General features: G+C 55.3%; 21 protein-coding genes and 1 pseudogene. 16 read left to right on the top strand and 6 right to left on the bottom strand.

Translation table 11 applies throughout. From position 1 onward, the window contains the following. Positions 1–213: 213 nt before the first annotated feature. The 3 genes from RYA97_RS07180 to RYA97_RS07170 are packed head-to-tail and all read left to right on the top strand — an operon-like array spanning position 214 to position 6,045. Complete coding sequence (locus RYA97_RS07180) at positions 214–1,359, top strand: efflux RND transporter periplasmic adaptor subunit (RefSeq protein WP_003435170.1); 1,146 nt, start codon at positions 214–216, stop codon at positions 1,357–1,359. Between the two features lie 32 nt (positions 1,360–1,391). Continuing rightward, a complete protein-coding gene (locus RYA97_RS07175; RefSeq protein ID WP_003435172.1) occupies positions 1,392–4,556 on the top strand; it encodes an efflux RND transporter permease subunit in 3,165 nt (1,054 codons plus the stop codon). Between the two features lies 1 nt (position 4,557). Next, on the top strand, positions 4,558–6,045 hold the full coding sequence (locus tag RYA97_RS07170; protein WP_016981760.1) for an efflux transporter outer membrane subunit: 1,488 nt from the start codon (positions 4,558–4,560) through the stop codon (positions 6,043–6,045). Between the two features lie 104 nt (positions 6,046–6,149). Here RYA97_RS07170 and RYA97_RS07165 read toward each other — a convergent pair whose 3' ends face one another. Beyond that, the gene (locus RYA97_RS07165; protein ID WP_003435176.1) at positions 6,150–7,070 is read right to left on the bottom strand and encodes a LysR family transcriptional regulator; all 921 of its coding nucleotides are present in this window, start codon (positions 7,068–7,070) and stop codon (positions 6,150–6,152) included. A gap of 128 nt (positions 7,071–7,198) precedes the next feature. On the opposite strand from RYA97_RS07165, the gene RYA97_RS07160 reads away from it, so the two are divergent. The 4 genes from RYA97_RS07160 to RYA97_RS07145 all read left to right on the top strand — a co-directional run bounded on the left by RYA97_RS07160 (position 7,199) and on the right by RYA97_RS07145 (position 11,456). Next, positions 7,199–8,344 carry a metallophosphoesterase gene (locus RYA97_RS07160; protein ID WP_316892027.1) on the top strand — a complete coding sequence of 382 codons (1,146 nt, stop codon included), beginning with the start codon at positions 7,199–7,201 and terminating at the stop codon, positions 8,342–8,344. Between the two features lie 10 nt (positions 8,345–8,354). Further along, positions 8,355–9,212, top strand: coding sequence for an SDR family NAD(P)-dependent oxidoreductase (locus tag RYA97_RS07155; protein ID WP_003435179.1), 858 nt, complete (start codon positions 8,355–8,357; stop codon positions 9,210–9,212). Between the two features lie 207 nt (positions 9,213–9,419). Then, on the top strand, positions 9,420–10,565 hold the full coding sequence (locus RYA97_RS07150; RefSeq protein WP_029240976.1) for an MFS transporter: 1,146 nt from the start codon (positions 9,420–9,422) through the stop codon (positions 10,563–10,565). 63 nt (positions 10,566–10,628) lie between these two features. Beyond that, positions 10,629–11,456, top strand: coding sequence for an aldo/keto reductase (locus RYA97_RS07145; RefSeq protein ID WP_003435183.1), 828 nt, complete (start codon positions 10,629–10,631; stop codon positions 11,454–11,456). 47 nt (positions 11,457–11,503) lie between these two features. On the opposite strand, the gene RYA97_RS07140 is transcribed toward RYA97_RS07145, so the two are convergent. Next, positions 11,504–12,499: an aldo/keto reductase gene (locus RYA97_RS07140; protein WP_003435185.1), complete on the bottom strand. Its 996-nt coding sequence runs from the start codon at positions 12,497–12,499 to the stop codon at positions 11,504–11,506. A gap of 197 nt (positions 12,500–12,696) precedes the next feature. On the opposite strand from RYA97_RS07140, the gene RYA97_RS07135 reads away from it, so the two are divergent. The 3 genes from RYA97_RS07135 to RYA97_RS07125 all read left to right on the top strand — a co-directional run bounded on the left by RYA97_RS07135 (position 12,697) and on the right by RYA97_RS07125 (position 15,225). After that, positions 12,697–13,593, top strand: a complete 897-nt coding sequence (locus RYA97_RS07135) for an NAD-dependent epimerase/dehydratase family protein (RefSeq protein ID WP_029240975.1) — start codon at positions 12,697–12,699, stop codon at positions 13,591–13,593. A 69-nt stretch (positions 13,594–13,662) separates the two neighbouring features. Then, positions 13,663–14,385: a haloacid dehalogenase type II gene (locus RYA97_RS07130; protein ID WP_016981748.1), complete on the top strand. Its 723-nt coding sequence runs from the start codon at positions 13,663–13,665 to the stop codon at positions 14,383–14,385. Positions 14,386–14,403: 18 nt separating this feature from the next. Next, the gene (locus RYA97_RS07125) at positions 14,404–15,225 is read left to right on the top strand and encodes an SDR family NAD(P)-dependent oxidoreductase (protein ID WP_234942973.1); all 822 of its coding nucleotides are present in this window, start codon (positions 14,404–14,406) and stop codon (positions 15,223–15,225) included. Between the two features lie 52 nt (positions 15,226–15,277). On the opposite strand, the gene RYA97_RS07120 is transcribed toward RYA97_RS07125, so the two are convergent. Beyond that, complete coding sequence (locus RYA97_RS07120) at positions 15,278–16,021, bottom strand: SDR family oxidoreductase (protein ID WP_003435192.1); 744 nt, start codon at positions 16,019–16,021, stop codon at positions 15,278–15,280. Between the two features lie 163 nt (positions 16,022–16,184). Between RYA97_RS07120 and RYA97_RS07115 the strand changes: the two genes are divergently transcribed. The 3 genes and pseudogenes from RYA97_RS07115 to RYA97_RS07100 all read left to right on the top strand — a co-directional run. Next, on the top strand, positions 16,185–16,967 hold the full coding sequence (locus RYA97_RS07115) for an SDR family NAD(P)-dependent oxidoreductase (RefSeq protein WP_003435193.1): 783 nt from the start codon (positions 16,185–16,187) through the stop codon (positions 16,965–16,967). A 102-nt stretch (positions 16,968–17,069) separates the two neighbouring features. Then, entirely contained in the window at positions 17,070–17,951 is an 882-nt protein-coding gene (locus tag RYA97_RS07110) for an alpha/beta fold hydrolase (RefSeq protein ID WP_003435196.1), read from the top strand. Positions 17,952–18,061: 110 nt separating this feature from the next. Beyond that, a pseudogene (locus tag RYA97_RS07100) lies at positions 18,062–19,191 on the top strand (IS3 family transposase); the annotation flags it as partial. Between the two features lie 279 nt (positions 19,192–19,470). Here RYA97_RS07100 and RYA97_RS07095 read toward each other — a convergent pair. Both RYA97_RS07095 and RYA97_RS07090 read right to left on the bottom strand, forming a co-directional pair. Continuing rightward, positions 19,471–20,202, bottom strand: a complete 732-nt coding sequence (locus tag RYA97_RS07095; RefSeq protein ID WP_316892026.1) for a hypothetical protein — start codon at positions 20,200–20,202, stop codon at positions 19,471–19,473. 165 nt (positions 20,203–20,367) lie between these two features. Beyond that, positions 20,368–20,733, bottom strand: a complete 366-nt coding sequence (locus RYA97_RS07090) for a helix-turn-helix domain-containing protein (RefSeq protein ID WP_003435204.1) — start codon at positions 20,731–20,733, stop codon at positions 20,368–20,370. Between the two features lie 207 nt (positions 20,734–20,940). Here RYA97_RS07090 and RYA97_RS07085 point away from each other — a divergent pair, with 207 nt between their 5' ends. Genes RYA97_RS07085 through RYA97_RS07075 form a run of 3 tightly spaced genes read left to right on the top strand, consistent with a single transcriptional unit; the run spans position 20,941 to position 23,286 of the window. Next, positions 20,941–21,687 (top strand): multiubiquitin domain-containing protein, encoded by a 747-nt coding sequence (locus RYA97_RS07085; RefSeq protein ID WP_003435206.1) that lies wholly within the window; start codon positions 20,941–20,943, stop codon positions 21,685–21,687. Continuing rightward, a complete protein-coding gene (locus RYA97_RS07080) occupies positions 21,662–22,852 on the top strand; it encodes a ThiF family adenylyltransferase (RefSeq protein WP_117139558.1) in 1,191 nt (396 codons plus the stop codon). Before RYA97_RS07085 ends, RYA97_RS07080 begins: the two co-directional genes overlap by 26 nt. Continuing rightward, positions 22,849–23,286 (top strand): DUF6527 family protein, encoded by a 438-nt coding sequence (locus RYA97_RS07075; protein ID WP_003435209.1) that lies wholly within the window; start codon positions 22,849–22,851, stop codon positions 23,284–23,286. The genes RYA97_RS07080 and RYA97_RS07075 overlap by 4 nt, the downstream gene beginning before the upstream one ends. A gap of 46 nt (positions 23,287–23,332) precedes the next feature. Here RYA97_RS07075 and RYA97_RS07070 read toward each other — a convergent pair whose 3' ends face one another. Beyond that, complete coding sequence (locus RYA97_RS07070) at positions 23,333–25,714, bottom strand: type I restriction enzyme HsdR N-terminal domain-containing protein (protein ID WP_016981741.1); 2,382 nt, start codon at positions 25,712–25,714, stop codon at positions 23,333–23,335. Positions 25,715–26,177 lie beyond the last annotated feature (463 nt).

Here is a 26,177-nt window from a genome sequence, read left to right as displayed (position 1 = left end):
ATCTCTTCTGCAAGTAATTCAAAGCGCAGTCGACAAACAAAAATCCACGCATCGTGCCCCAGAGAATTCAGCGCCTGGGGGACGTTGCCTCGCGCCTCGGAGCTTCCGAGGCTAGCTGCCAGTCACGAATGAATTTTAGCGATTGAGACTGAGGTTGATATGTCCCGTGCACATGTAAACATGGTTTTTCGAGGAGGATTCGTAGCCTCACTAATGGTATTAGCCGGGTGCAGCCAGCCTGAGGCAGCGGCTCCGCCAAAGGTGTTTGAAGTGGGCGTTATCACCGTCAAAACCAGCTCCGTACCAGTCTTCAGCAATCTTCCAGGGCGTACCAATGCCTATCTGGTATCCCAAGTCAGAGCGCGAGTGGACGGTATTGTGCTTAGGCGAGAGTTCACGGAGGGGGCAAACGTAAAAGCAGGTCAACGGTTATACAAGATTGACCCTGCCCCCTACGTCGCGGCCTTGAACAGCGCAAAAGCGACCTTAGCGCGGGCTCAAGCCAGCCTGGTCGCAGAAAATGCACAAGTGCAACGCTATAAAGTCTTGGTTGAGGGCAATGCGATCAGTCGGCAAAACTATGACAACGCTCTCGCAGCTCAGGGCCAAGCTGTAGCGGATGTCGCAGCCGGTAAGGCCATGGTTGAGCGTGCAGAGATCAACCTGAGTTACACAGATGTCGTATCACCCATCAGCGGGCGCATAGGCCTTTCAGAGGTCACACCAGGTGCCTATGTGCAGGCTACCGGTGCGACGCTAATGACCACCGTGCAGCAGCTTGACCCCATGTATGTCGATCTTACGCAGTCAAGCGCCGACGGCTTAAAGCTTCGTACCGACATTCAGGAAGGCCGGCTTCAGACCCAAGGCAACGATGCTGCCAAGGTCACACTGACGCTTGAGAATGGCCGCCAGTACGAACAGGTAGGCAAGCTTCAATTTTCCGATGTCAGTGTCAATCAAGGCACTGGCTCCGTAACAGTAAGGGCCGTTTTTCCAAATCCAAACGGGACGCTATTACCTGGCATGTTTGTGCGGGCACGTTTGGAGGAGGGGACGAACAATGGCGCAATGCTGATCCCCCAAGTAGGCGTAACCCACGATCAGTCAGGCCGGCCTATCGCTTTGATCGTTGGCTCAGATGACAAAGTCTCCCAAGCCGTCCTGACCACCTCAGGCACGCGCGGCACTTACTGGATTGTTACTAGTGGCCTGAAACCTGGCGATCGAGTGATCGTGCAGGGAACCGACAAAACTCGACCTGGTGCAAAGGTCAAAACCGTCCCCGCCCAGCTCAATGGCTCAACCGCTGACGGTACACCACAAGGTGGCGACACCCGCACTAGCCCTAGCGCATAGCCCTCACTCCTCAACCAGCGAGCCCGTGCCATATGGCTAACTTTTTTATTGATCGACCTATTTTTGCCTGGGTCTTGGCAATTATCTTGATGCTAGCCGGCATCGCCGCCATTTTGAATTTGCCGGTTTCTCAATTCCCAACCATTGCACCACCCACAATACAAATTCAGTCCCGTTACCCGGGTGCATCCGCCAGCACGGTGGAGAACACGGTGACCCAGGTAATTGAGCAGCAGATGCGTGGCCTGGATCACCTGATGTACATGTCATCGACTAGCGATGATTTCGGTCAGGCGGCGATCACGCTGACATTTGCTCCGGGCACGAACCCCGATATTGCCCAAGTTCAGGTGCAAAACAAGCTTCAGCTTGCCACACCTCAGCTCCCACAGACGGTGCAGCAGACGGGCATTGAGGTCACTAAGTCCAACAGCAGCACACTATTGGCTGTAGGCTTCATCTCAGCCGATGGCTCGATGAATCGAGACGAGCTCGCCAACTACGTCGCCTCCAATATTCAAGATCCGGTAAGTCGTCTGGACGGGGTCGGGCAGGTTCAACTCTACGGCCGCCAGTTCGCCATGAGGATCTGGCTCAACCCGCTCAGGCTCAACAACTACAAGCTGAATCCCACAGATGTAACCAATGCGATCGCAGCTCAGAATGTGCAGATCGCAGGCGGTTCGCTGGGAGGAACACCGCCTGCTCCAGGCCAGATGCTGCAGGCCACCATCACCGAAGCCACCCTTCTGCGTACGCCAACGGAATTCGGCAATATCCTTCTGAAAGTTGAGCCTGACGGATCGCAGGTGAGGGTCAAGGATGTCGCCCGAGTCGAGCTTGGCGGTGAAGACTACAACTATCTCACGCTTTACAACGGTAAACCTGCAGCTGCCATTGGTGTGCAACTTGCTACCGGTGCGAATGCTTTGGAGGTGGCTGAGCGTGTGCGAGCTCGTGTGAAAGAGCTTGCACCGTTCGCGCCTCCAGGTGTGGTCATTGAATACCCACAAGACACAACGCCCTTCGTGACAGATGCGATCACAGGTGTCTTCAAAACGCTGATTGAAGGCATCGTTTTGGTATTCCTGATCATGTACCTCTTCTTGCAGAACTTCAGAGCGACGCTTATTCCGACCATCGCTGTGCCAGTGGTGTTGTTGGGCACCTTTGCTGCAATGGTGGCGGTAGGGTTCTCCATCAACACCTTGTCGATGTTCGGTTTAGTGCTCGCGATCGGGCTATTGGTTGACGACGCGATCGTAGTGGTTGAGAACGTGGAGCGGGTCATGGTCGAGGAGGGCCTTGGCCCGAAGGAGGCGACTCGCAAGGCGATGGGCCAGATCACCGGAGCGCTGATTGGCGTCGCAGTAGTTCTGGGTGCCGTGTTTGTACCTGTGGCGTTTGCCAGTGGTTCGGTCGGCGCTATCTACCGTCAGTTTTCGCTTACCATCGTGGTGGCGATGGTGCTGTCGGTGCTGACAGCCGTGATCCTCACACCGGCACTCTGCGCAACCATGCTGAAACCTGTTGGGCGTGACCATCAAAAAAAGACAGGTTTCTTCGGCTGGTTCAACCGCATCTTTGATCGCGGCCAGGCTAATTACCACGTCGGTGTACAGCGCGTTATTCGAGCTTCATCTCGATACATTTTGCTCTATGTTCTGCTTACCGGCGCTGCTGTCTTCATGTTTCTGCGCGTACCCACGGGCTTCCTGCCGGACGAAGACCAGGGCCGGATATTCGTCGTGGTCACAACGCCACCGGGGGCAACCCAAGAGCGGACGAGTCGAGCACTCAGTGACGTAAGCGTATATCTGCGTGAGGATGAAAAAGACATCGTCACGTCTACCTGGGAAATCAATGGCTACAGCTTTCCAGGACGCGCGCAGACTTCTGGGGTGATCTTTGTTCAGATGAAGGCATTCGAGGACAGGCTCGGCGATGCACCTAGAGCCCAGGATCTGGTGAACCGACTGAACGCACGCTTTGCGGATTACAAAGATGCCAACATCACTGCGGGTAATCCTCCAGCGATTCCAGGGCTTGGAAATGTGTCTGGTTTTGACCTGGAACTGATGGACAGCGGTGGTGTAGGTCATGACGCGCTCATGAGAGCAAGGAACAGCGTGATGGAGCGGGGCAACGCCTCGCCAGTGGTTCAAAACGTTCGCCCCAACGGCCTGAACGATGCCCCGAAATTCAAAGTGAACATTGATCGCGAGAAAGCCAGCGCGCTGGGTCTCACCGCTGCCGGGATAGACCAGGCGTTCTCTGTTGCTTGGGGTTCGGCCTATGTGAACAAATTTCTCGACCTCGACAACCGAATCAAGAGTGTCTATGTCCAGGCTGATGCCCAATGGCGGATGACACCTGAAAATCTCAACGATTGGTACCTCCGTAATGATGCAGGTGAGATGGTGCCCTTCAGCACGTTTGGTACCGGCGAGTGGATCTACGGGTCGCCTCAGCTCGAACGTTACCAAGGTGTGCCGGCGGTTCAGATCAATGGTAATGCTGCAGATGGGTATTCCACCGGGCAAGCGATGGATGCCATGGAGGAGGTGTTGAAAGACCTTCCGGAGGGAATCAGCTACGCGTGGACAGGCATCTCCGTGCAGGAGCGGCAGTCGGCATCTCAAGCCCCCATCATGTATGCCATCTCCATCGTTTTCGTCTTCCTCTGCTTAGCAGCGCTTTACGAAAGTTGGTCGATTCCTGTTTCAGTCATCCTGGTAGTCCCGCTGGGGATTCTTGGCGCCCTGGCAGCGGCTTTGTTGCGGGGCCTGGAAAATGACGTGTTCTTCCAGGTTGCATTGCTGACCACCGTAGGTTTGTCTGCAAAAAACGCGATCTTGATCGTGGAGTTCGCAAGAGACCTCCAGGATCAGGGCCGAAGCGCGGTGGAGGCAGCGATCGAGGCCGCACGTCTTCGTCTTCGTCCAATCCTGATGACCTCGCTGGCGTTCATTCTGGGTGTTTTGCCACTGGTATTTAGCAGTGGTGCGGGCTCCACCAGCCAGAATGCCATTGGCACTGGTGTGATCGGCGGTATGCTGGCCTCTACCTTCCTTGCGATATTCATGACCCCGCTGTTCTTCGTTTTGGTGAGCAGGCTCTCTGGTGCAAAACAAAATGCACAAGCGGCTCCTGAAGTACCGCAGCGTACAGCACCACAGACGCAAGGAGGGCAGTGATATGTCGAGGGCAAGAGCCTTTGGGGCGATTACCTGTTCATGCCTCGCAGTCGCGCTGGCTGGATGTAATCTTCAGCCCTCATATGAGGCGCCGGAGCCTGCGATCGCTAACAGCTTTCCATCGGGATGGGCTTATCAGGGCGGGCTCGTACAGCCGCCCAACAATGGCGCGCAGCAGGCAAGAGCAGAGCAGCCTGCCAGTGAAGTAGGGTGGCGTGAGTTTTTTCGCGATCAGCGACTGCAAGCACTCATCGCACTGGCTTTGCGGAACAATCAAGACCTTGAGATCGCCATGCTGAATGTGGAGGTCGCCCGGGCTCAATATCGGATCACACGCTCCCAGTTACTGCCGTATGTGGATGCAGCTGCTTCAGCATCAAGGGAGCGAACGCCTAGCAACCTTTCGAGCGACGGGGCAGAGCTGTCAACCGAGTATTCAGTGGGACTTAATGTCTCGTGGGAGCTGGATTTCTTCGGTCGGATCGCAAGCCTGAAGGATGAGGCATTGGCGCAATATTTCTCCTTAGCTCAGACGCGCGAAGCCGCTGAGATGCTCTTGGTATCACAGGTGGCGAACCAGTACTTGGCAATGCTAGGGAGCGACGATCAGCTTGCAGTGACCCGATCCACGTTAAAGAACGCTGAGGAGTCATACCGCATCACGAAACTCAGTTTTGATAACGGTATCGCGACCGAGCTCGATCTTCATCAGTCCCAAGGCATCGTAGAACAGGTATCCGCCAGCCTTGAGGCCTATACGCGGGCGCGCGCCCAGGATGAAAATGCGCTGGTTCTACTGATCGGTCAGCCCATCCCTGAAGGGCTTCCAGTTGGGTTGTCTCTATCCGATCAGGCGCTATTGTCCGACATCCCGGCCGGCCTGCCGTCCCAACTACTAAAGCGCCGTCCAGACATAGCAGCGGCGGAGCAGTCGCTTATTGCCGCCAATGCGAGTATTGGCGCCGCACGCGCGGCATTCTTTCCGACCGTATCGCTCACTGGCAGCTACGGCACTCTATCGCACTCGACCCGGGGCTTGTTTCAGGGCGGGCAGGGGGCATGGAGCGTTGTGCCGCAAATATCCGTACCTATCTTCGCAGGAGGTGCCAACAGGGCGAATCTCGATGCCGCCCAGGTTCAGAAGCGCATAGAGGTTGCCAACTATCAAAAGGTGATCCAGGTAGCCTTTCGCGAGGTGTCAGACGGGCTTGCAGCCCGACGCACCTATGACCGGCAGATTCAGTACCTGCAGCAGTATGAGAGCACACAGACCCGGCGTCTTGAGCTGTCCGACCTGCGATACCGCAGCGGCGTCGATGGCTATCTTTCGGTACTGGAAGCCCAGACGGATTTGTTTGACGCCAACCAGAGTCTTGTAGCTGCTCGGGTATCACGGGCCAGCAACCTGGTGTCGCTCTACAAGGCGTTGGGAGGTGGATGGACGGAGGGCACTTCAGTCTCGGCAACAGACGCCTCCATTGTGAACTAGCGCGTCTGACGTCACTGATGAACCGTTGACCTGTCGATGGACAGGTCAAGCTTGACGCAGCACCTTCGCCCCGCGAGGTGCTGCGAAAGAGCTGGCATGGACGACTAGGACGTGATTCCAAGTCTAAGGGTATCTATTAGCTCTCGAAGACCTGGTGGCATCTGACGACGCCCGGGGTAGTAGATGTGGAAAGCCGGTTCAATAGGGGCCCAATCGGGCAAAACTACCTGCAATTCTCCGCGATCCAGGTAGGAACGAACCCGCGCCTCCAGGCAATACGTGATACCGCAATGTGCGAGTGCCATCTCCACACCGAACGTGGTCTCGTTTGAGCAAAGCTGGCCCGGTACATCAATGGCTCTGTGGTCACCATCCTTTTCAAAATCCCATCGGTAGATGACGCCATTACCTGTGCGAATCTGAATGCAATTCTGGTCTTTGAGGTCTTCTGGAACCTCTATCCGAGGCCGTGTGTTCAGGTACTTTGGAGAAGCCACTGCAACCCAGCGAAGCGGGTCGCTTATCCGTACGGCGATGAAATCCTCCGGGATCGTGTCGCCAAACCTGACGCCCGCATCGAATCCCGCAGATACGATATCCACCATCTTGTCATCCACGGCAACCTCGACCGAGACATCAGGATAAGCCTCAAGAAAGCGAGGGAGGTATTCAGAGAGAAGAAGTCTGGCACCGTCACACAACACGTTCAGTCGCAGTCGACCAGATGGGCGATCACGATGGTTATCCAGCGCGGCCAGCGCGGCACTTATCTCGGTAAACCCAACGGTTAGCCGTTTGGCGAGAACGGCACCAGCGTCAGTAGGGGAAACGGTTCTGCTCGTGCGATTAAGCAACCTGACGCCGAGCCGCGCCTCCAGGTTTCGAACCGAGTGACTTAATGCAGACGTCGTTATCCCCAACTCCACAGCCGCCTGAGTGAAGCTCCTGAGCCGTTCTACTGCTAGGAAAGAATTCAAATCTGCGAGATCTGCTCGTGACAGTCGGCTGGTGGGAAGTACAGGCATGGGCGTATCCACTGTTGAGCAAAATTCAATGACTGATGCAATTCTGCTAATCAATCTTCGCTTTCGAATAGGTTACATTAATTTACCTCAACGATTGCAAGATAAATTGGCTTTGCGGGTGTCGTACTGTGTTCCACGTCTATCTCTCTGTTGCTTATCTCTATGTGCTGTGGCGCTTTGTCATGCCGTTGCCGATCAGCGCTGCCTGGCGGTTGTTGTTGGGTGCTGCGCTTCTGGCTATTTCCAAATATCACCTGATTCTCATCGGCGTTTTCGGGAACATGTTCTCGCCCGAGATGCCACGCGCTGCGGTGATTGCTGCAGGCTGGCTGTTTTGCGCTTTCGTCCTTCTCATGGCGTTGACGCTGCTGGCCGACGTGATCGGTGTTGCGTTCTCATTGGCGCGCAAGACAGCGTTGAACACGTTCTTCGGTGTTCGACTTAGGGGCGCCATTGCAGTATTGGCGTTGATGCTGTCGGCTATCGGCGTTCATGAAGCTATCCAGGTACCGGAGGTGCGCCGGCTAGAGGTTGAAGTCAAGGATCTACCCAAATCGATGGATGGCCTTAGAGTCGTTCAGCTGACAGACCTTCACATCAGCAAGCTTTTCCAAGCGGACTGGGTCGAGCAAGTCGTTGCTCGCACGAACGCTCTCAAGCCTGACGCGATTCTAATCACCGGGGATCTCATCGACGGCACCGTTGAAGCTCGACGCAGCGACGTTGCGCCATTGCGTAACCTGCGTGCTCCGCTTGGAGTGATCGCAATCCCCGGGAATCACGAGTACTACTTTGACTGCGACCGCTGGGGTGCTGAGTTTACGCGCTTGGGTCTCAAAGTACTTTTCAACGAGCACGTTCTGCTCCAACGGGGTGAGGGCAGCGTGGTTGTCGCAGGTGTAACGGATGAAGCAGCACCTTCGTTTGGTTTTCCCGGCCCGGATCTAAATCGAGCGCTGTCTGGTTCCCCTAAGGATGTCCCCACGATTCTTCTTAAGCACCGGCCAGTCGGCGCTGCTGCAGCTGCGGCAGCGGGTGTCAGTCTGCAGCTTTCCGGGCATACCCATGGGGGGATGATACTCGGCCTAGATCAGGTGGCTCGATACGCGAATCAGGGGTTCATCGCTGGAAAATATGACGTTGGAGGAATGACGTTGTACCTGAACAATGGGACGGCCTTATGGAACGGCTTTCCAATCCGACTAGGCGTTCCCGCCGAGATCACTGAGATCGTGCTGAGATCGAGCCCGTCGGATGCGACCACTGCCAACTAGGAGACCTACCATGAACCATCCAGCTATCAGGAAAGATGCCGTCGCAGTCATCACAGGTGCGGCCGTAGGGATTGGCTATGCCATCGCGTACCGAGCAGCGGCGGAGGGTATGAAGGTGGTTATCTTCGACCGTGACGAAAAGGCACTCAATACTGCGACCAGAATGCTCCTCAACGAGTTTCCAGGTCTCAAGCTGCTGGCAATTTCGGGAGATGTGACGTCAGAAGCGGATCTTCACAGTTTATACGAGCAGTCGTGTGAGTTCGGAGAGGTGTCTCTATTGGTCAACAACGCGGCGGTGATTCAAGGAGCAGGCCCTTGGAGCGGACTCGGTAAATGGCGAAAGCTTATGGACATCAATTTCTGGAGTGCGCTAACCCTACAGTCGCTTTTTGTGGAAACGATGTTTTCCCAGAGTGGCGCCGCCGCCATTGTCAATCTCGGTTCCAAGGAGGGTATCACTACGCCGCCAGGCAACGCGGCGTACTCAGTTTCTAAAGCGGCTATCAAGGTGTTGACTGAACAACTGGCTCATGAGCTGCGCGAGAAAGTAGGTGACCGAATTTCTGCTCATTTGTTGATCCCTGGGTACACCTTCACACCCATGAATTTTCCTGGAATGACCAACACTACTGAGAAGCCGGCGAGCCCTTGGACGCCCTCCCAGGTAGTGCAACGACTGTTCGACGGGATGGCGGCGGGGGACTTCTACATCTTCTGTGAGGATAACGAGTCTACTTGGGGGCTCGACCAGCGGCGGATGCAGTGGGCTGCCGACGACATGATTCAAAATCGGCCAGCGCTCTCGCGCTGGCATCAAGATTTTTCGGAAAAGTTCTCGGCCTACACCGCAGACGTAACCAAGTAATCCACTCTTGGTGTTGCGCCCTAGCGCGAATTCGCTCTTCGTTCCCACGAGGACTGATCACTAATCGACAACGAAAGAGGTGCCTGCCGTGTGGTTCACGATGCGCGGCAATATCAAATGACCAGCCAACTCTCCACTGACTCACTCGCTATTCCCTCTACGCCCAACCAAATCGATGCTCCTTACGGGGTGTGGGCGGCGATTCTGATGCTTGCGCTAGGTGGCCTATTTATCGGCACAGGCGAATTCGCATCAATGAGCCTGTTGCCTGGCCTGGCGTCAAGCACAGGTGTCTCTGTTCCCGTTGCCGGCGGTTACATCACGGCTTATGCCCTTGGAGTCGTAGTTGGCGCACCTCTGATCGCTATCTTGGCCGCTCGTTGGCACCGCAAGTCGTTGCTACTCGCACTCATGGCTATGTTCGTCATAGGGTATGGCGCCAGCGCTGTTGCCTGGAACCATGTCTCGCTGCTCATCGCACGCTGCCTGGCGGGGCTGCCGCACGGTGCCTATTACGGCGTGGCCTGCCTGGTTGCTGCCAGGCTCGTCGCAGAGAACCGTAAAGCCCAAGCCGCAGGTTACGTCATGGCGGGACTTGCTGCTGCAAACGTCATTGGCGTTCCTGCTGCCACATGGATAGGTCAGCTATTCGGTTGGCGAGGTGCTTTTGGGATGCTCGCAGTGGGAGGTGTACTGGCTGTGGCCCTGTTTTGGTTTTTCATTCCATCCGTCCCTCGTGATGACTCTGCGAGCCCGAAATCCGAATTGGATGGCCTAAGACGGCCGCAGCTTTGGATCACGCTTGCGGTAGCGTCAATTGGCTTCGGAGGAATGTTTGCCGTCTACAGCTACATCACTCCAACGCTCACCGAAGTGACGGGCTATAGCTCTGATCAGGTGCCAATGGTGCTGGCTGTCTGGGGAGTTGGAATGATCGTAGGCAACCTGGTAGGCGGATGGTTGGCCGACCGCGCTTTGGTGCCGGCAATTTTCTACATCATGATCTGGAACATGGTTTTTCTTGGTTTCTTTTCCCTGTTCACATCTTCGCCGGCAGGTACTGTGGTTGTGTTGTTCTTTGTCGGTTGCGGATTTGCTCTGGTGCCTGCGCTTCAAGTTAGGCTGATGAACGTCGCCGGCGAAGCCCAGACCTTGGCGGCTGCGCTTAACCACAGTGCATTCAACATCTCTAACGCTGTAGGTGCCACGCTTGGCGGATTGTCCATCGCGAGCGGATGGGGGTGGGCTTCCACCGGATGGGTTGGAGCTAGCCTGGCGCTATTGGGGATCATCTTCTTTGCCGTTTCCATCAAGGTTGAGAATCGTCAAAGCGCGGAGGGAGATGAGGTGTAACTCAAAGGTTGGATATGTGAACCTCATGCAAACGCATGATTTTTTGAAGTGGAGCGAATATTGATGAGTAATCCTCAACTCACGGTTCAGCTATGTGACGGCTGCACCATTCCTCAACTGGGCTTAGGTGTATGGCAAGCCAGTGATGCAGAGGCTGCATCTGCGGTGAAAATCGCGCTAGAAGAAGGCTATCGGCATATTGATACAGCAGCGATCTACGGGAACGAAGAGGGGGTTGGCCGGGGTATACGCGCATCTGGTGTATCTCGTGATCAGGTTTTTCTGACCACCAAGGTGTGGAACGATGCGCACGGATTCGACGCGGCCAAAAAAGCATTGGATGCAAGCCTGGCTCGACTCAACGTCGAATATGTGGATCTACTGCTGATCCATTGGCCTGTGCCTAGCAGAGACAAATTTGTTGAAACCTGGAGTGCGCTCATCGACTTGCAGCGTGCCGGCAAGGCAAAATCGATCGGCGTGTCGAATTTCAATAAGGATCACCTGCAAAAGCTGATAACGGAGAGTGGAGTGGTGCCGGTGCTCAACCAGATCGAGCTCCATCCATTCATGCAGCAGAAGGAAATCTGCAGCGTGCATCATGAACTGCAGGTTGCTACCCAAGCGTGGAGCCCGCTTGGCCAAGGTAGTGCGCTAACAAATCCAGTCGTGCTGGACATTGCTCGCAAGCATGACCGAACGGCTGCCCAAATCATCATCCGTTGGCATCTTGAGCTTGGGAATATTGTTATCCCTAAATCCATCACGCCTGCGCGAATCAAGGAGAACCTACACGTATTCGACTTCTCTCTGAATGCTTCGGATATGTCTGCCCTCGCCACGCTGGATAACCGCAAGCGACTAGGCCCGGATCCCAGCGCATTCGGCTAATTTGGTCAATGCCGAGCAGGGAGGTAGACCCTGCCCGGCCGGTCGGCTCAAGAAAAACCAGTTACTGCATGCGGCACATAGAGTTCTTCGAGACGCCGGATCTCCTCGGTAGAGAGGGCCAGATCAAGTGCGGCAATCGCATCATCTAGGTGGTGAGCTTTGGAGGCTCCCACAATGGGGGCTGACACTGTTGTCTTGCTTAGAACCCAGGCCAAGGCAACCTGAGCCATAGGCACTCCTTTTTCTTTGGCTATCTGCTCCACACGATCAATGATCCGCCCATCTTCAGCTTCGGTCGCATGGTAGAAAGACTGCCCAGAAACATCTGTCTGCGTGCGTGTTGTTTGCTGGCCCTTAGGACGTGTCAGCCTTCCGCGCGCCATCGGACTCCAAGGCATGAGTCCAACACCTTGATCCATGCACAGAGGGATCATCTCGCGCTCTTCTTCGCGATAGATCAGATTGAGATAATTCTGCATCGAGACAAAACGACTCCAGCCGTTTGTTACCGCCACCTGCTGCGCCTTTGCAAATTGCCAGGCATACATTGATGAGGCACCGATATAACGTGCTTTACCTGACTTAATCACGTCGTGAAGCGCTTCCATGGTTTCTTCAATGGGCGTGTGATAGTCCCAACGATGTATCTGGTACAGATCAACGTAGTCAGTGCCAAGTCGTGTCAGGCTCGCATCAATGCTCGCCATGATGGCTTTTCTAGAAAGCCCCTTTTCATTGGGCTTCGAGGAGCCCTCCCACATGTTGGCTGGGTAAAAGACCTTAGTGGCGATCACGGTTTCTTCTCGGCGGGTAAACTCTCTCAGCAGCTTACCTATGATCAGCTCAGAGGTTCCGGCGGAGTAGCTGTTCGCTGTATCGAAGAAGTTAATGCCTTGCTCGACCGCGTGTTTAACAATAGGACGACTGGCGTGCTCATCCAACGTCCATGGGTGTGTACCTGCATCAGGCTCACCAAACGTCATGCAACCAAGGCAAAGCGAGGATACGTCCAGTCCTGTCGAACCTAGCTTAACGAACTTCATGAGGCCTCCTACATTTCCGAGATCAGCAATGAATGCTCATCTCTACCCTGACAAGGTAACGTATCCAGGCGTCCGTGTTGTCCTCTCATCGTTGAGAAAATCTCAACCACGCGTTGATTGGAATGCAAGGCTCTTTCTGATACCTCCAAGGTCAGTTCATGAGTAGGCGAATTCGCCGTCATGAATCTGGAGAAATGATGTCTCAAGTAATCAAGCGCGTTGCAGTCACCGGAGGCCACGGCAAGGTTGGCAGAGTGTTAGTTCCGTACCTCAAAGAGCGGGGATATGAAGTATTCATTATCGACAAAGACGATCCACTTGATCCGGATGAGTTGATGATGAAAGCCGACCTGGAAGATTTTGGTCAAACGCTCGACGCGCTTTCATCCGTTGGTGAAGACGTTTATGCCCGCCCAGAACCGCAAGGGTTCGATGCAGTCGTGCACCTAGCGAGCATGCCGCATCCGCGCATGATTCCTGACAGCGATGAGTTCCGGCTGAACATGGTCGCGACCTATAACGTGTTCGAATCATGCCGTCGCCTGGGCGTCAAGAATATTATCTGGGCTGCCAGCGAGGTTGGGACAGGCGTTCCTTATGACAAGACCGACGCCCCCTACGTACCAGTGGACGAAGACTACCCCATGCGAGGTTACAACGTGTATTCGCTTACCAAGGTGCTGGGAGAGGAAATGGCAAGGCAGTTCTGCCTCAACGATCCGACCCTGCGAATCACCTGCCTGCGCCTGTCAAACGTAATGAACCCTGAGGAGTACGCGAAATTTGAAACCTGGCAGGATGACCCGACTGTCCGACTGTGGAATTTCTGGACGTACGTGGACAACAGGGATGTGGCGCAAGGCATCGAGTTAGCGTTGCACTATGACGTTCGCGGCAAGGACGAGTTCTTCATCACCAATGATGAGACGGTCATGCGTACTCCGAGCAGCGAGCTGCTTGATCGCCACTACCCGAATATCGAGCGTCGAAAGCAGATCACCGGAAACGAAGTTCTGCTCTCGAATGACAAAGCCAAGCGAGTGCTCGGGTTCAAACCTATGTACTCCTGGGTCAGCGAGGTTTCTAAACCATAATTTGTGGCTGACCGCTCCTCCCACTCAGGAGGAGCGGTCTGAATCCTGCAGCGAACCATGAGAGTCGATATGAGCAAGCTAGACGATATAGGTTTTCTTGGATTCGATGTCTTCGGCACGGTTGTGGACTGGCGCTCAGGTGTTGCCAGGGCAGCTGAGCCTTTCCTTCGCCGCCACCAAATAGACATCGACCCATTGGAGTTCGCTGATCAATGGCGCTCCCTTTACCAGCCTTCGATGGATCGTGTCAGGAGCGGCGAGCGTCCTTTTGTAACCCTGGACGTTCTCAACAGGGAGAATCTGGAAACCGTTCTCTCAAAGCATAGCGTCGATTACGGCAGGATTGCTGAAGCGGAGCTAGCCCAGCTTAACAAAGCATGGGAGCAGCTCGATCCGTGGCCTGACTCGGTAGCGGGCCTGGGCCGGCTCAAACGCAAGTACTCAATAGGGCCGCTTTCCAATGGGCATATTGCCGGAATGCTCAACTTATCCAGGTTCGCCCAGTTACCTTGGGACGTCATCGTCGGTGCGGAGGTCGCTCATTCGTACAAGCCACAGCCCCAGACTTATCTTAAATCGGCGCAGACAGTGGGTCTCCCACCAGAGCGGGTAGGGATGGTTGCAGCTCACAACTCGGATCTAGCTGCCGCTCGCGCTAGTGGATTGAAAACCATATTCGTGCGCCGCCCGACCGAACACGGCCCTGATCAAGCGTCGGATTTAACGGCCGAGCAAGACTGGGACGTCGTAGCTGAATCCATGACCGAAGCCGCAGACGCGCTGGGCTGCTGACTTAGCAGCTGGAGAATTATGATGAGTGAACAAAGACCGCTTGCTTTAGTAACGGGTGCATCCAGTGGGATTGGCTATGAGCTAGCAAGGCTTTTCGCGGCCGACGGCTACGATCTTGTGATTACTGCCACGGGCGCAAATGATGGACTGCAACGCACGGCTGAAGCCGTCGCAGCCACGGGGGCGGCAGTCACAATCATCAACGCTGATCTGACCCAACCTGAAGACGTTGATCATTTAGTTCGCGCTATCCATGCACTGGAGCGATCTCTCGACGCCGCTGCGTTGAACGCAGGCCTAGGGCTGGGCGGATTCTTCCTAGGCGGTACAGCCCTTGAAGATGAGATGAGACTGATTCAGCTCAACACCGCTTCCCAAGTCCATCTCACCAAGTTGTTGCTGCCGGACATGGTCGCGAGGGGCCAAGGACGCTTGCTATACACGGCCTCGATTTCTGGAACGATGCCCACGCCGTATGAGGCGGTTTATGGCGCTACGAAGGCATTTCTAATTTCTTTCGTGGAAGCAGTAAAGACTGAGGTCAAGGACAGCGGTGTCAGTTTTACACTGCTATTGCCAGGGGAGGTCGACACGAATTTCTGGCATCGAGCGGGCATGGACACTACGACATTGGGGCTCGGCCCAAAGGCCGCTCCGACGAAGGTCGCTCAGGAGGGTTATGAGGCTATGAAAGCCGGGAAAGATCGGGTGGTAGCGGGTAAGCCGGACAGTAAGCTCATTGGCAATGTGATCAACAAGATCCTCCCCGACTCCACGACAGCAAGTTTGCATGCGAAGGGCGCTCGGCCTTGTTCCGGCCTCAAAGATGCGGACGAGTGATTAGATTTTTTAGTACATGGAATGGCGGCCCAAGAAGGCCGCCATTTTGCTGTTACCAGTCCTGCTTAGTTGGGTGAATTACGATGTCGTTGATGGTGAGATTGGTGGGTTGGTCAAGCGCATAGGCGACTGCATCAGCCACCTGCTCAGGAGTGATCGCAATCTCGTTCAGCGCTTTCGCAGCCTCTCTGCCTTTGGCATCACTCACCTTGTCAGCCCAGCCAGTATCGATAACGCCTGGACTGATCATGGAAACTTGAACCCCGCTGTCCACGCCAACTTCTTTTCGCAGGCTCTCTGTGATGCCACGGATGAAAAACTTCGTTGCACTGTACACGCCGCTTGAACCACCGACGTGAAGGCCTGCGACCGATGACATGTTTAAAATCTTGCCATGACCTTGTTCCAGCATTTGGGGAAGCGCTGCCGCGATAGCGTAGAGATAGCCCTTGATGTTGGTGTCGATCATCTTTTCCCAGTCATCGACTACGACGTCTTTCCAGTCGGAAAAAAGCATCAACCCGGCGTTGTTGACGAGACTGTCGATACGACCATACTGCTTAATCGCAAACTCGACCAGGCCTACCAGGCTCGTTTTGTCGGTGACGTTTGTGACGTAGTAGGACGCCTCACCCCCCGCATTTCTGATTTCGGCAACCAAAGCCTTCAATTTTTCCTCATTGCGTGCGGCAAGAACCACTTTGCCGCCGAGGCTGGCCAATTTAATCGCAGAGGCCGCGCCAATACCTGATGACGCACCAGTGATGACGATGACAGTATTTTTCACATTCGACATTACTCGCACCTTTCCTATTTAGTAACGGTAAGGGCTCTGACTGTTCTTTCACCTGGATGACCTTGCGCTAAACCCAATGCTACGTTGAATGCAATTCACGGATCATGGCGTCGTCATGGCGTTCAGAGATTGGGTCACGCTAATTTCATTCGAGGAGACAGACATGACAGCTACACGCCCACTGGCACTGGTCACTGGAGGTTCATCAGGTATCGGCTTGGAGCTTGCCAAGCAATTCGCTCAGAACGGTTACGATCTGGTCATCTCTGGATCCAGTGACAAAGTTCACTCGTCGGCGGATGAGCTGAAAGCGCTCGGAGTTGAGTGTTTCCCTCATCAGGCCGACGCGGCTACCTACGAGGGCGTTCAGGGGCTGTGGGACTTTGTGGTTTCGTTGGGCCGACCGCTTGAAGCAGCGGCTTTGAACGTAGGTATCGGTCAAGGTGGGGCCTTCGTGGACAACGATCTTGAAGATGACTTCAAACTGATCGCTATCAACATCACAGGCACCGTGCATATGGCTAAGCGCGTGGTTAAACATATGGTCGATAACGGCCATGGACGTATCCTGATCACGTCGTCGATTTCAGCGACTCAACCGACTCCTTACGAAACCGTGTATGGCCCATCGAAGGCCTTTGGTTTTTCTTTCGCAGAGTCGCTCCGTGAAGAGCTTCGCGATACCGGAGTCACCGTCACAGCACTCTTGCCAGGGGCTACCGATAGCGATTTTCACAAAAATGCCGGTATGAGCAACAGCAAGATTGGCGAGTCAAAGAAGAACGATAAGACCGAGGTTGCTCGTCAAGGCTTTGAAGCACTTATGAATGACGTAGACCATGTCGTCGGTGGTGATGAAGCCACCAAGCGCAAAGCGATCGAAAATCGTACGACCCCTGAGGTGGTTAAAGCTCACAATCACGCCAAAAATGCGCGCCTCAACTGACATTGTTTTCGGCATGAGGCTCAGCTCTAAGCTGAGCTTCAGCTCGACTCGATAAACAGCACCTTCTTGCCCGGAGGTGGCTACTTGGCTAAAGAGGACACGATGGACAGTTCAGAAATGAATAGCATGCAGTGGGCGTCCGTGGACGTTGGCAACGGCGTGAGGCTTCGTTACGCGGTAGGGGGTACTGGCCCTAAAAATATACTGCTGATCCATGGTTACCCGGAGACGGCGATCGCTTGGCGTCGCATCGTAGGGCCACTTATGGAAAGCGGTTACAGAGTTATAGCCCCGGATTTCAGAGGTGCTGGCGGTTCGACTCGCCCAGCAGATGGATATGACAAGGCTCAGATGGCCCGCGACTGTTTTGCAGTGCTACAGGATGCCGAGATCAAGGCTCCCACTTTCGTAGTCGGTCACGATATCGGCATGATGGTTGCCTACGCATTCGCCCGGCAGTTCCCGGACTCCACCAAGGCGTTCGCGGTTTTAGACGCACCATTACCCGGTACCCAAGTGTTCGACCATGTTTTGCTTGATGATAAGCGCGTCTGGCATTTCCATTTCCACCAGGCTCCGGATATCCCAGAAGCTTTGACCGCTGGCAAGGAGGCTTTTTATCTTGAGCGGTTTTGGCACGATCTTGCGTACGATGCCGGCGCTATCGATCTGGCCGCGAAGCAGCGCTATCTAGAGAGCTTCAGCGGGCCGGGTGGCATGCGAGCTGGTTTTCAGCTGTATAGAGCTTTTGCTCAGGACGCGGCGTTTAACCGAACTCAGCTTGCGGAGCACGGCAAAACTGCCGTGCCCGTTCTTGCGGTTGCAGGAGAGTCGAGCGCCTTTGCGCCAGTCATGGAAAGGATGATGAAGGAGGTGGCGAAGAGTGTGAAATTCTTATGCCTTGCACAGGCGGGGCATTGGCTCGCAGAAGAAAACCCAGCGGGTCTGGTCGAGGCCTTGCTGAATTTTGACCGTGCTAACTAAATCATTACAAGGTCTTGATCTCACACCAAAGCATCGTAGATGGATGTGGTCTGTCCCGGGCTGAGTGGACACTGACTTAAGGTGGATAATGCCCACCGCAAGGAGTGTTCATGACCCAGACCAGACGACGTTTTCCAGAATCCTTCAAACGCGAAGCGGTCGACCAGGTGCTTGCCGGCATGACGCTTCGTCATGTCGCCGAGACGCTCGGCATCGCTGAAAGCCTGTTGGGCAAATGGAAGCGCCAGTCTGAGCAGCAAGGTGACGATGCATTTCCGGGCAATGGCAAGCAGCGGGGCGAGAGCGCGGAGCTAAGTCGCCTACGCCAGCAACTGGCTCAGGTCACCATGGAGCGCGATGTTTTAAAAAAGGCGCTCGCCATCTTCTCGCAGCCCACGAAGTGAAGTTCCGCGCCATTGAGGCGTTGGCCGGTCGCTATCCCGTAGCGCCAATGTGCCGGCTGCTGCAGGTATCGCGCAGCGGTTTCTATGCCTGGCAGCAGCGGCCTCCATCGGCGAGAGAGATGGCGAATCGGCGTCTGAGCAAGGAGATCCGCACCATCCACCACGAGGTGAATGGGATCTATGGCCATCGCCGAATCAAGGCCGAGTTGGCGGCCACGGGGCATGTGTGTGGTCGACACCGGGTTGCTCGACTGATGCGCGAAGCCGGTCTGCGCGTTCGCTCGCGCAAGCGTTGGCGGCTGGTTTCCAGCAGTCGCCATGCTCTGCCGGTTGCCCCGAACCACCTGGATCGCCAGTTCGTCTCGGATCAAGCTAATCGGCACTGGGTCTCGGACATGACCTACGTGCGGACGGCCCAAGGCTGGCTGTATCTGGCCGTCGTGCTCGATCTCTATTCACGCGCTGTCGTCGGTTGGGCGATGCACCATCGGATGCAGCAGGCTCTGGTGCATGCTGCTCTGGAGATGGCCGTTGCACGCCGACAGCCGAAAGAACAAGTGCTGCTGCACTCCGATCGTGGCAGCCAATACTGCGCCTACGACTACCAGGCCTTGCTTCGGCGACATCGAATCGTGCCCAGCCATTCACGTCCGGGGAACTGCTGGGACAACGCCGCGATGGAGAGCTTCTTTCGTTCGCTGAAGGCCGAGCGGGTGTATCTGACTCGCTATGCTAGCTACCAGGAGGCGAAAACCGACCTGTTCGACTACATCCGCTTTTACAATCACCGCCGCCGCCACTCGACGCTGGGCTATCTCAGTCCCATGGAGTTCGAGCGGCGAAATGCGAGCAGTAGCCATTGCTCAGGCGTCGCCGAGCTTGGTAGTACGCCCGATGTTACGACCTCTGCAGTTAAGAGGCGAGTGGCCAGCACAAGCCTCCCCAATTGCTGGCTGTCAGATGAGTGACTTTTCGCTCGACGACGCTGCTTACTGGATGCTAGATAGTTTGAGGGCTCGTGTATGCGAGATTCCGACGCCACCAGTACGGGGCGATCAAAAGAGGTAATTCAGTCAAGCCCTTTGCGCAGCAAATAACGCCCGCGTTTGGCGCTTCTACTTCGGGAGTAGAAAGTCAAAGGTAGCAGCGGGGCGGAGAGGGAATACGAGCAAGAACACATTATGTTTGGTGTCAAATGCCTCCCCCAAGCATTCATACAGCGTGCCATTGAGGTCTTTGATATACACCCTGGCGTCGATCACCATTCGCCGCCCATGCTTAGGAAGCAAGCGGCCAAGCGTATGACTGAGCGTGATGAAGCTATCATCCGGTCGACCAAATTTCTGTACGTAAGCAGGTGAGAGCTCAATCCGTCGTACCAAGGCGATCAGCTCATGGTCTTCATGGATCTGAATGGGTTCGAGCACAAAGAGTGCGCACGCCTGGTCATGAGTGCGAACGAACTCCCGACACGACGCGTAAATCGACGCACCGTACTGCTTGGCGAGAGCCATCGGAGTCTTGATCGCATTTGCCATGTCCAGGGCATGCTGTTTGTAGCTGTCCCCTTGGAACAAAGCGAATCGAGCGAAATTGTTCGCCTCACGCTCGAAGAGATCGGCGATCGAGGGGGCCAGTGTCTGCTCACAATCCTGAAAAAATTTGAACATCTGGCGGTGGCTCGGGAGCCGATGATGACCGGTTTCATGGAGCTTGAGGAAGGTCTGCTTAGATTCGGTGACAGTGGGATCGATGTGGATGAATTGCTCATCCGCGTCATATACACCTAGCACCTTCGACAAGGCTGATTTCAGGCGATGCCCGGCGGCGGCCGTCTTTTGGGCCACGTAGGCCAGAAAGGTTTCGACATCGTGGATGGCGATAGGGGCGACCCGCAGCTTGGCGGCATCAAGGATGTCGGGGACGGGGGTTGGGAACCGTCCCCATGCATTTGCTCATCGAGCAGTTTCTTGGCTTTGGCTTCTACAGCAAAAAGCTCATGTTCCTGCAGGCTACTGTCGTCCGGCTTGGCCATCCTTACGTCGACTCCTGATGAACTGCAAAAACTCCAAAAGCTCACCTTCCTCATCTTGAGTGAGGTTGTGCTCAGCAAATGTTGCAACTCGGCCGTGACGCTGCGAATCCTCCCGTTCGGCGGGGAGGTAGTTAGCGAGCTGCATGAGATATATGTAATCGATCCCATACAACTCAGCCAGTGTGTGGAGCACATTAGGGCTGGGCTGCGTAACCTTGCCGGTTTCTAGCTGGCTCAGGTAGGCATTGGATACTTCCTTGCCGCTCTGCTCCTCAACCTGCCTCAGGGATAGCTGCCTATCCCGGCGAATCGAAGCCAGGTACTGTGCAAGTGTTGGTTTCACATGTGCCTCTGTTGTTACTGATCTTCAGAAAATATCGGCAATCAGCCGCGATCTGACAACCTGCCAGTACGGTGATGTTTGATGCAGTGTAGCGCTCTGCTACTCAAGCACAAACCATTTTCTCGCGAGTGCTTGATATATCAAGCGTGCTTTGCTAGCCTAGCAAACGTAGCGGTTAACTGCCCCAGCGGGGCTAGGAGTTCCATCATGGCTTCTGGTTTTGCGTTAGACGTTGTGGATTTGGCGGCCGTAATCGCCAAAGGTGAACAGCCGCCCGAGCAGGGCCCTTATCGGATTTTGGTGGGCAATGAAGCGCTGTGCTTCACCTCGGTCGTGATCGATGACCCCATCGTGACCGGCGGCCAGATCCTCGAAAGCATCGAGGTTCGCCCTGCGCCGGGCATCATGGTCTTCCAAGTGCTTTCGACGGGGCGCCTGGAAGAGATCGATACCAACGAGCGGGTTGATCTGCGCCATGCTGGGGTGGAGCGCTTCCTGGTGTTCTTAGGCGATAGCTCGTACCGGATCGTGTTGAACGACCAAGTACTCACCTGGGGTGGTCGCCAGATCAACGGAGCAACTCTTAAGGCCCTGGCCGGTGCTCCCCAGGATCACGATGTTTGGGAAATTGTGCCTGGCGGGCGCGACATCCTGGTTGGCGACAAGGACTACATCGACCTGACCAAGCCCGGCGTTGAGCACTTCGTGGTTAAGCCTTTTGAGGCAACCATCATCATGAACGCCAAGCCTCGCGTGGTGCACACCCGCTTCCTGACCTATCAGCAACTGGTCGAGCTGGCGTTCCCTGGTAGCCAGCATCCTCCGCAGACGGTTTACACGATCGACTATGACCATGGCCCTCACGACCACCCGGAAGGTTCGGTAGTGGACGGTCAACAAATTCGTGTCAAAGAGGGGATGGAATTCTATGTCTCGGTCAGTGATAAGTCTTAACCCCACGCTCCTCGATCTCCGCAACCAGGGGTTTGAACTGGAAGTGCGCGAAGGGCATTTGGTCGTGCACTCCATCCCCTACCTCAACGCGCAAGGAGAGGTGAAGCTCGGTACATTCTGCTGCCCGCTTGATCTGGTTAGCCCTGAGGTGGTGGCTGCCCCAGCCACCCACGTCATTCACTTTATTGGTGAGTACCCCCACAAGCACAACGGCGAAAAGATTGCCGCAATCGAGTATCAAGCGGGGCCGCTCCCGTTGACGCAGACGCTGACGGCGAATTTTGCATTCTCGAACAAGCCACAAGGTACCAATGGGTTTACCAGCTTCTACGACAAGGTGTGGCACTACACCCGGATCCTCTGGAATGAGGCGCGGGCTGCTGCCGCCGACGTGACACCGTTGACGTACAAAGTGGTGGAGGCGGAATCGCCTGACTCCGCCTTCCAGTACGAGGACACGGCCTCAGCACGCTATGGCACCACTGCGCTGAATGGGATTTTCACCTCGCAGCGCATCGCCATTGTTGGCTTGGGCGGTACTGGTGCTTACGTACTGGACGCGGTGGCAAAGACGCCAGTGGCTGAGATTCACCTGTACGACTTGGACAAACTTCAGCAGCACAACGCCTTTCGTGCCCCGGGTGCAGTGAGCCGAGAAGCGTTGGATGCTCAGTACACGAAGGTGGACTATTTCGGGCAGCTGTACTCAGCCTTCCGTAAGCACATCGTGCCGCACTGCATAAACGTGACGGAGGTTAACGTTGATGAGCTGAGGGACTTCGACTACGTCTTCCTGTGTGTGGATAAAGGCGATGTGCGCAGGCTGATTTATGACCGTCTGGCCGACTCCAAGGTTGTGATCATCGATACAGGGATCGACGTGATTCGCACCGAAGATAACCAGTTGATTGGCACTGCCAGGGTTACGATGAGCCTTCCAGGCCAGCGTGATCATGTGTTTGAGCGGATCTCTATGGCTGATGGCAACCGCGAGGCTCTCTATAAGGCTGCTGTTCAGATCGCAGAGCTGAACGCGATCAACGCTCAGCTTGCTGTGCTCAGGTGGAAGCGGCACTGCGGGTTCTATTACGACAGCGCGCGCGAGCTGAATGCGACACTCACCACCGCCAGCAACAAGGTGGTCAATTCCGAGCAGTTGCCATGAAGCTACGGAACGCATTTGTCGAGTTCATTCCGGACGAGCTCGAAGCCGGGGTGCTGTACGTTTCCATGAAGTACCGCACCACCACTCATTTGTGTCCCTGCGGGTGTGGCAACGAAGTACCGTTGCCCATTTCCAAGACTCAGTGGAAGCTCACATACAACGGAGAGGTGTCGCTGGATCCTTCAGTAGGCAATTGGAGCTTCCCTTGCCGCTCCCATTACTTCATCCGCAACGGATCGGTGCTCTGGGCTGGAGATATGTCCGACGCTGCGATCAAAAGGGGAAAGGTGCATGCTGATGAACAGCGAAAGAGCTACTACGAGGATCGCTCTGGTTCTGTATCTGTTCAGCCTGAACCTATCGAACAAATTGCGCCCGAGGTAGAAGGAATCTGGTTGCGTCTCAAACGCTGGTTCAATGGCATAAATCACTAGTGACGGCTAGGTGAGCGCTAGCCGTGATCCTTGAGAGCTTGAGCGTTTAGGCGCTGCACGAATCAGCTTCAGCATGTTCAGATGAAATGAAGGTTTTCCAGTACTTGTCGAGTCGGTGATCGGCTGCGTGGGCAGCTGCTCGGACACGTGGGTTCCCATCATTTTTCAGAAGATTGCAAAGCATTACCAGGCGCCACGCGAGGTGACGTTTGTCTTCCTGCAGCGCGTGGGTCACCAATAGTTCGAACTCGTCGGGACGATGTGATGCACAGATGAACAATGCCTGCATGAGTGGCTCGACGATGCCGCTATTGCCGCAGAGCACGGAGCCCACGCCGGGGATGTCGTGCTTGTGCAGGCCAAGCATGTCTCTGAGGTTGTAAGGGGCCGGCTTGAAAATCAGATCTTCACAATTGCCTAGAGCAGCGAAGATCAGGAGATTGACGGATGTGCCTCCATCCCCTCTGTCCATGAGTTTCATCGCCAGGTGGCTCAGAATCAGCCAAGGCTGAGTATCCCCAGGAACGCGCCCGCCCATCCCTTCACCGAGTTTGATGCGCGCCCCTTTGATATCCTTCGCAAGCACTTCGAGCACGGCTCCCTCCGCCAGGAAGGTTGGCTCAGGCTCGCAGCCTATTAGAGAGTCAACGATCTGGTATAGGTGTGCACCGTTCTCGATTCGCGAGATGGCAGCTGCTGCGCAGATATCTCCATCAGGCACAAAATGTGACTGCTGCAGTATGCGGTGCAGGGTGGAATCTACACCAGCTTCATCAACTTGCTTATTAAGATCCGCCGTCCACTGGAGGGAGATGTAATGTGCCAGCTGTTCAGGAAAACGAATGACCAACCTTGGGCCCATCGTTCGTGTGTCAATCCAATGGATCATACCGCTTGCGCGTAGGCGCTCGATTCGTGAATCCCCCAGTGATTGCTCCATCACATCGGGATCGATCGAAGGTACACCATAGGTTTCGATGATCCTCTGGAGGTCTCGTCCGTTATCCGCCACATCGGCCAGATAGGCTGCAGCGAGCTTAGAGAGATCATGTTTCAATTGCGGATCCGCTCCGATGAGGTTGCTCGCCCATTCCAGCATCCGGAGACCGGGAATTGGTGGGATTACGAGTCGGGTTTCAAACTTTGAGCCGTTAGGCCCTGACTTCCTTTCCGGCGCGTGGTTGGGCAGTAGAGTTGCAATGAGACGGAGCAGGCGTGGGCGGCGCAGTTCCGGAATCAGCTCCGCCCCACGTATGAAATGAGCCTGCTTGAGGTTGATAAAAATCTGACAGGCCTCTCTGAATTCTTCGTTTGACAGATCCATGAGCTCGACCGGTTTAGCCAGGCGACCGAGCTTCGTTTCTTCGATGCGGCCAGCCAATGTACGAAGTGCGTCGAATGTACTGCTGTCAGTTCCGAGAACGAGTTGTAGGTGCTTCAACTCTGCAAGGTGTAGCAGCTCCTCAAGCTCACCGGCCGGGATGCCGTCCACCACGAGGATGAGTCCAGCCAGGGGCTGTCCAGTTAACAGCCATTGCCTGACGTCATCCCGGGACACCCCGATAGAAAGCTCCCGGGTCAGACGGGACGAAAGAAACTGGAGAACATCCCCCGAGCTTCGGCGGTCGAGGTAGAGGACAGGGCCTTTCTGGAGTTTCTCAACCAACTGGATCAATGTGCCAGTGATGCCAGATAGCGGAGCGCCATGCAAGATGACAACTTCCGCTCCCTTTTCCACGTGTTCGCAGACTTGGCCGACAGCTTCTCGTGGGATATGGAAGCCTTCGGCAATCGCTCGGTGCAATTCGGAGACGGTGCCCGTTCGACTGCTAATTTCCTCGGCATTCCATTTTTTGACAATGGCTGCCCAGACTCTGGAATCGCGCCCCAGCAGAGTACGTATTGCGCTCTCGGTCGAGCTGCTAGCCAACTTCGATGCCGCCGACAGAATCTCCGCCAAACCTGCAGCATCAGCTTTGTCGTTTGAGACGAGTGTTCCATCGTAGGTCAGCACAAGCCGGGTCGACGCTTGATTGCCGTTCGTGACCAGTACAAGTGGCACCATGGGCTGGTGGATCCGAGCGTAGGAGAGCCCTTGGTCGACGTCTTCATCAGTGATATCCACAGACGGAGCTTTGAGCTCAGCGAGCAACAGCGGTTTATCATCGAGAAACACGACAACGTCCGACCGCCCCCTGAAGAAATCTTTAGTTTTTCCGCTACCATCGATTGCGATCTGATGGTGACCAAGCTGCAATTTCAAATAGCGCTCGGCACGGATGTTAGCCGGCAGCAGGGGAAGGGCTTCACGCAAGCGTGCGATGATCGCAGCCTGGAAGTCAGCTTCGTTTACCGATGGGCTCGCCCCGGAATGGCTGGCAGGTTGCGCCTTCGTCTTAGGAGCGCGTTTCTTTTTCGAGGCGGCCATATCGTCCTTGGAATGAGATCTGAGGGGCGCATAGCGTACCCCATACGGTCTAAGTGGTGATCATCTGAAGAACTACAGCTCCTAGCCGACCTCGCCTAATTTCGGAGCGAAGCGCATCAGGGGGATAAGCGCCAAGGCTGCGAATCCGAACAACATATACGTTGCCGCCGACAGGCCTACGAGATTCCCTAATGTACCTCCTAGCAGGACGCCGGCCATCGAGGAGAGGTACGTCACTGCAGCGTACTTTGAGGACAAAGCAGCTTGTTCGGCCGGAGTCGCATGTCTGACACACGCCAGCAGGCACAGTCGATAGGCCATCCCGAACCCTAACCCGATCATGTCGCTGCTGGCAGAAAAGGGTATTCGCGCCATGGCCCAAGGGCTTCGCGCGCTCAAGCATGACTCCGCCAGCACCGAGGCTCGCAACGCTTGCCTGTACGGCGCCTGGTTGTGCGGCACA

The organism is Pseudomonas syringae group sp. 26L6 (genome assembly GCF_032587815.1).
Taxonomy (GTDB): domain Bacteria; phylum Pseudomonadota; class Gammaproteobacteria; order Pseudomonadales; family Pseudomonadaceae; genus Aquipseudomonas; species Aquipseudomonas amygdali.
This window is presented reverse-complemented; position numbering and strand designations above follow the sequence as displayed.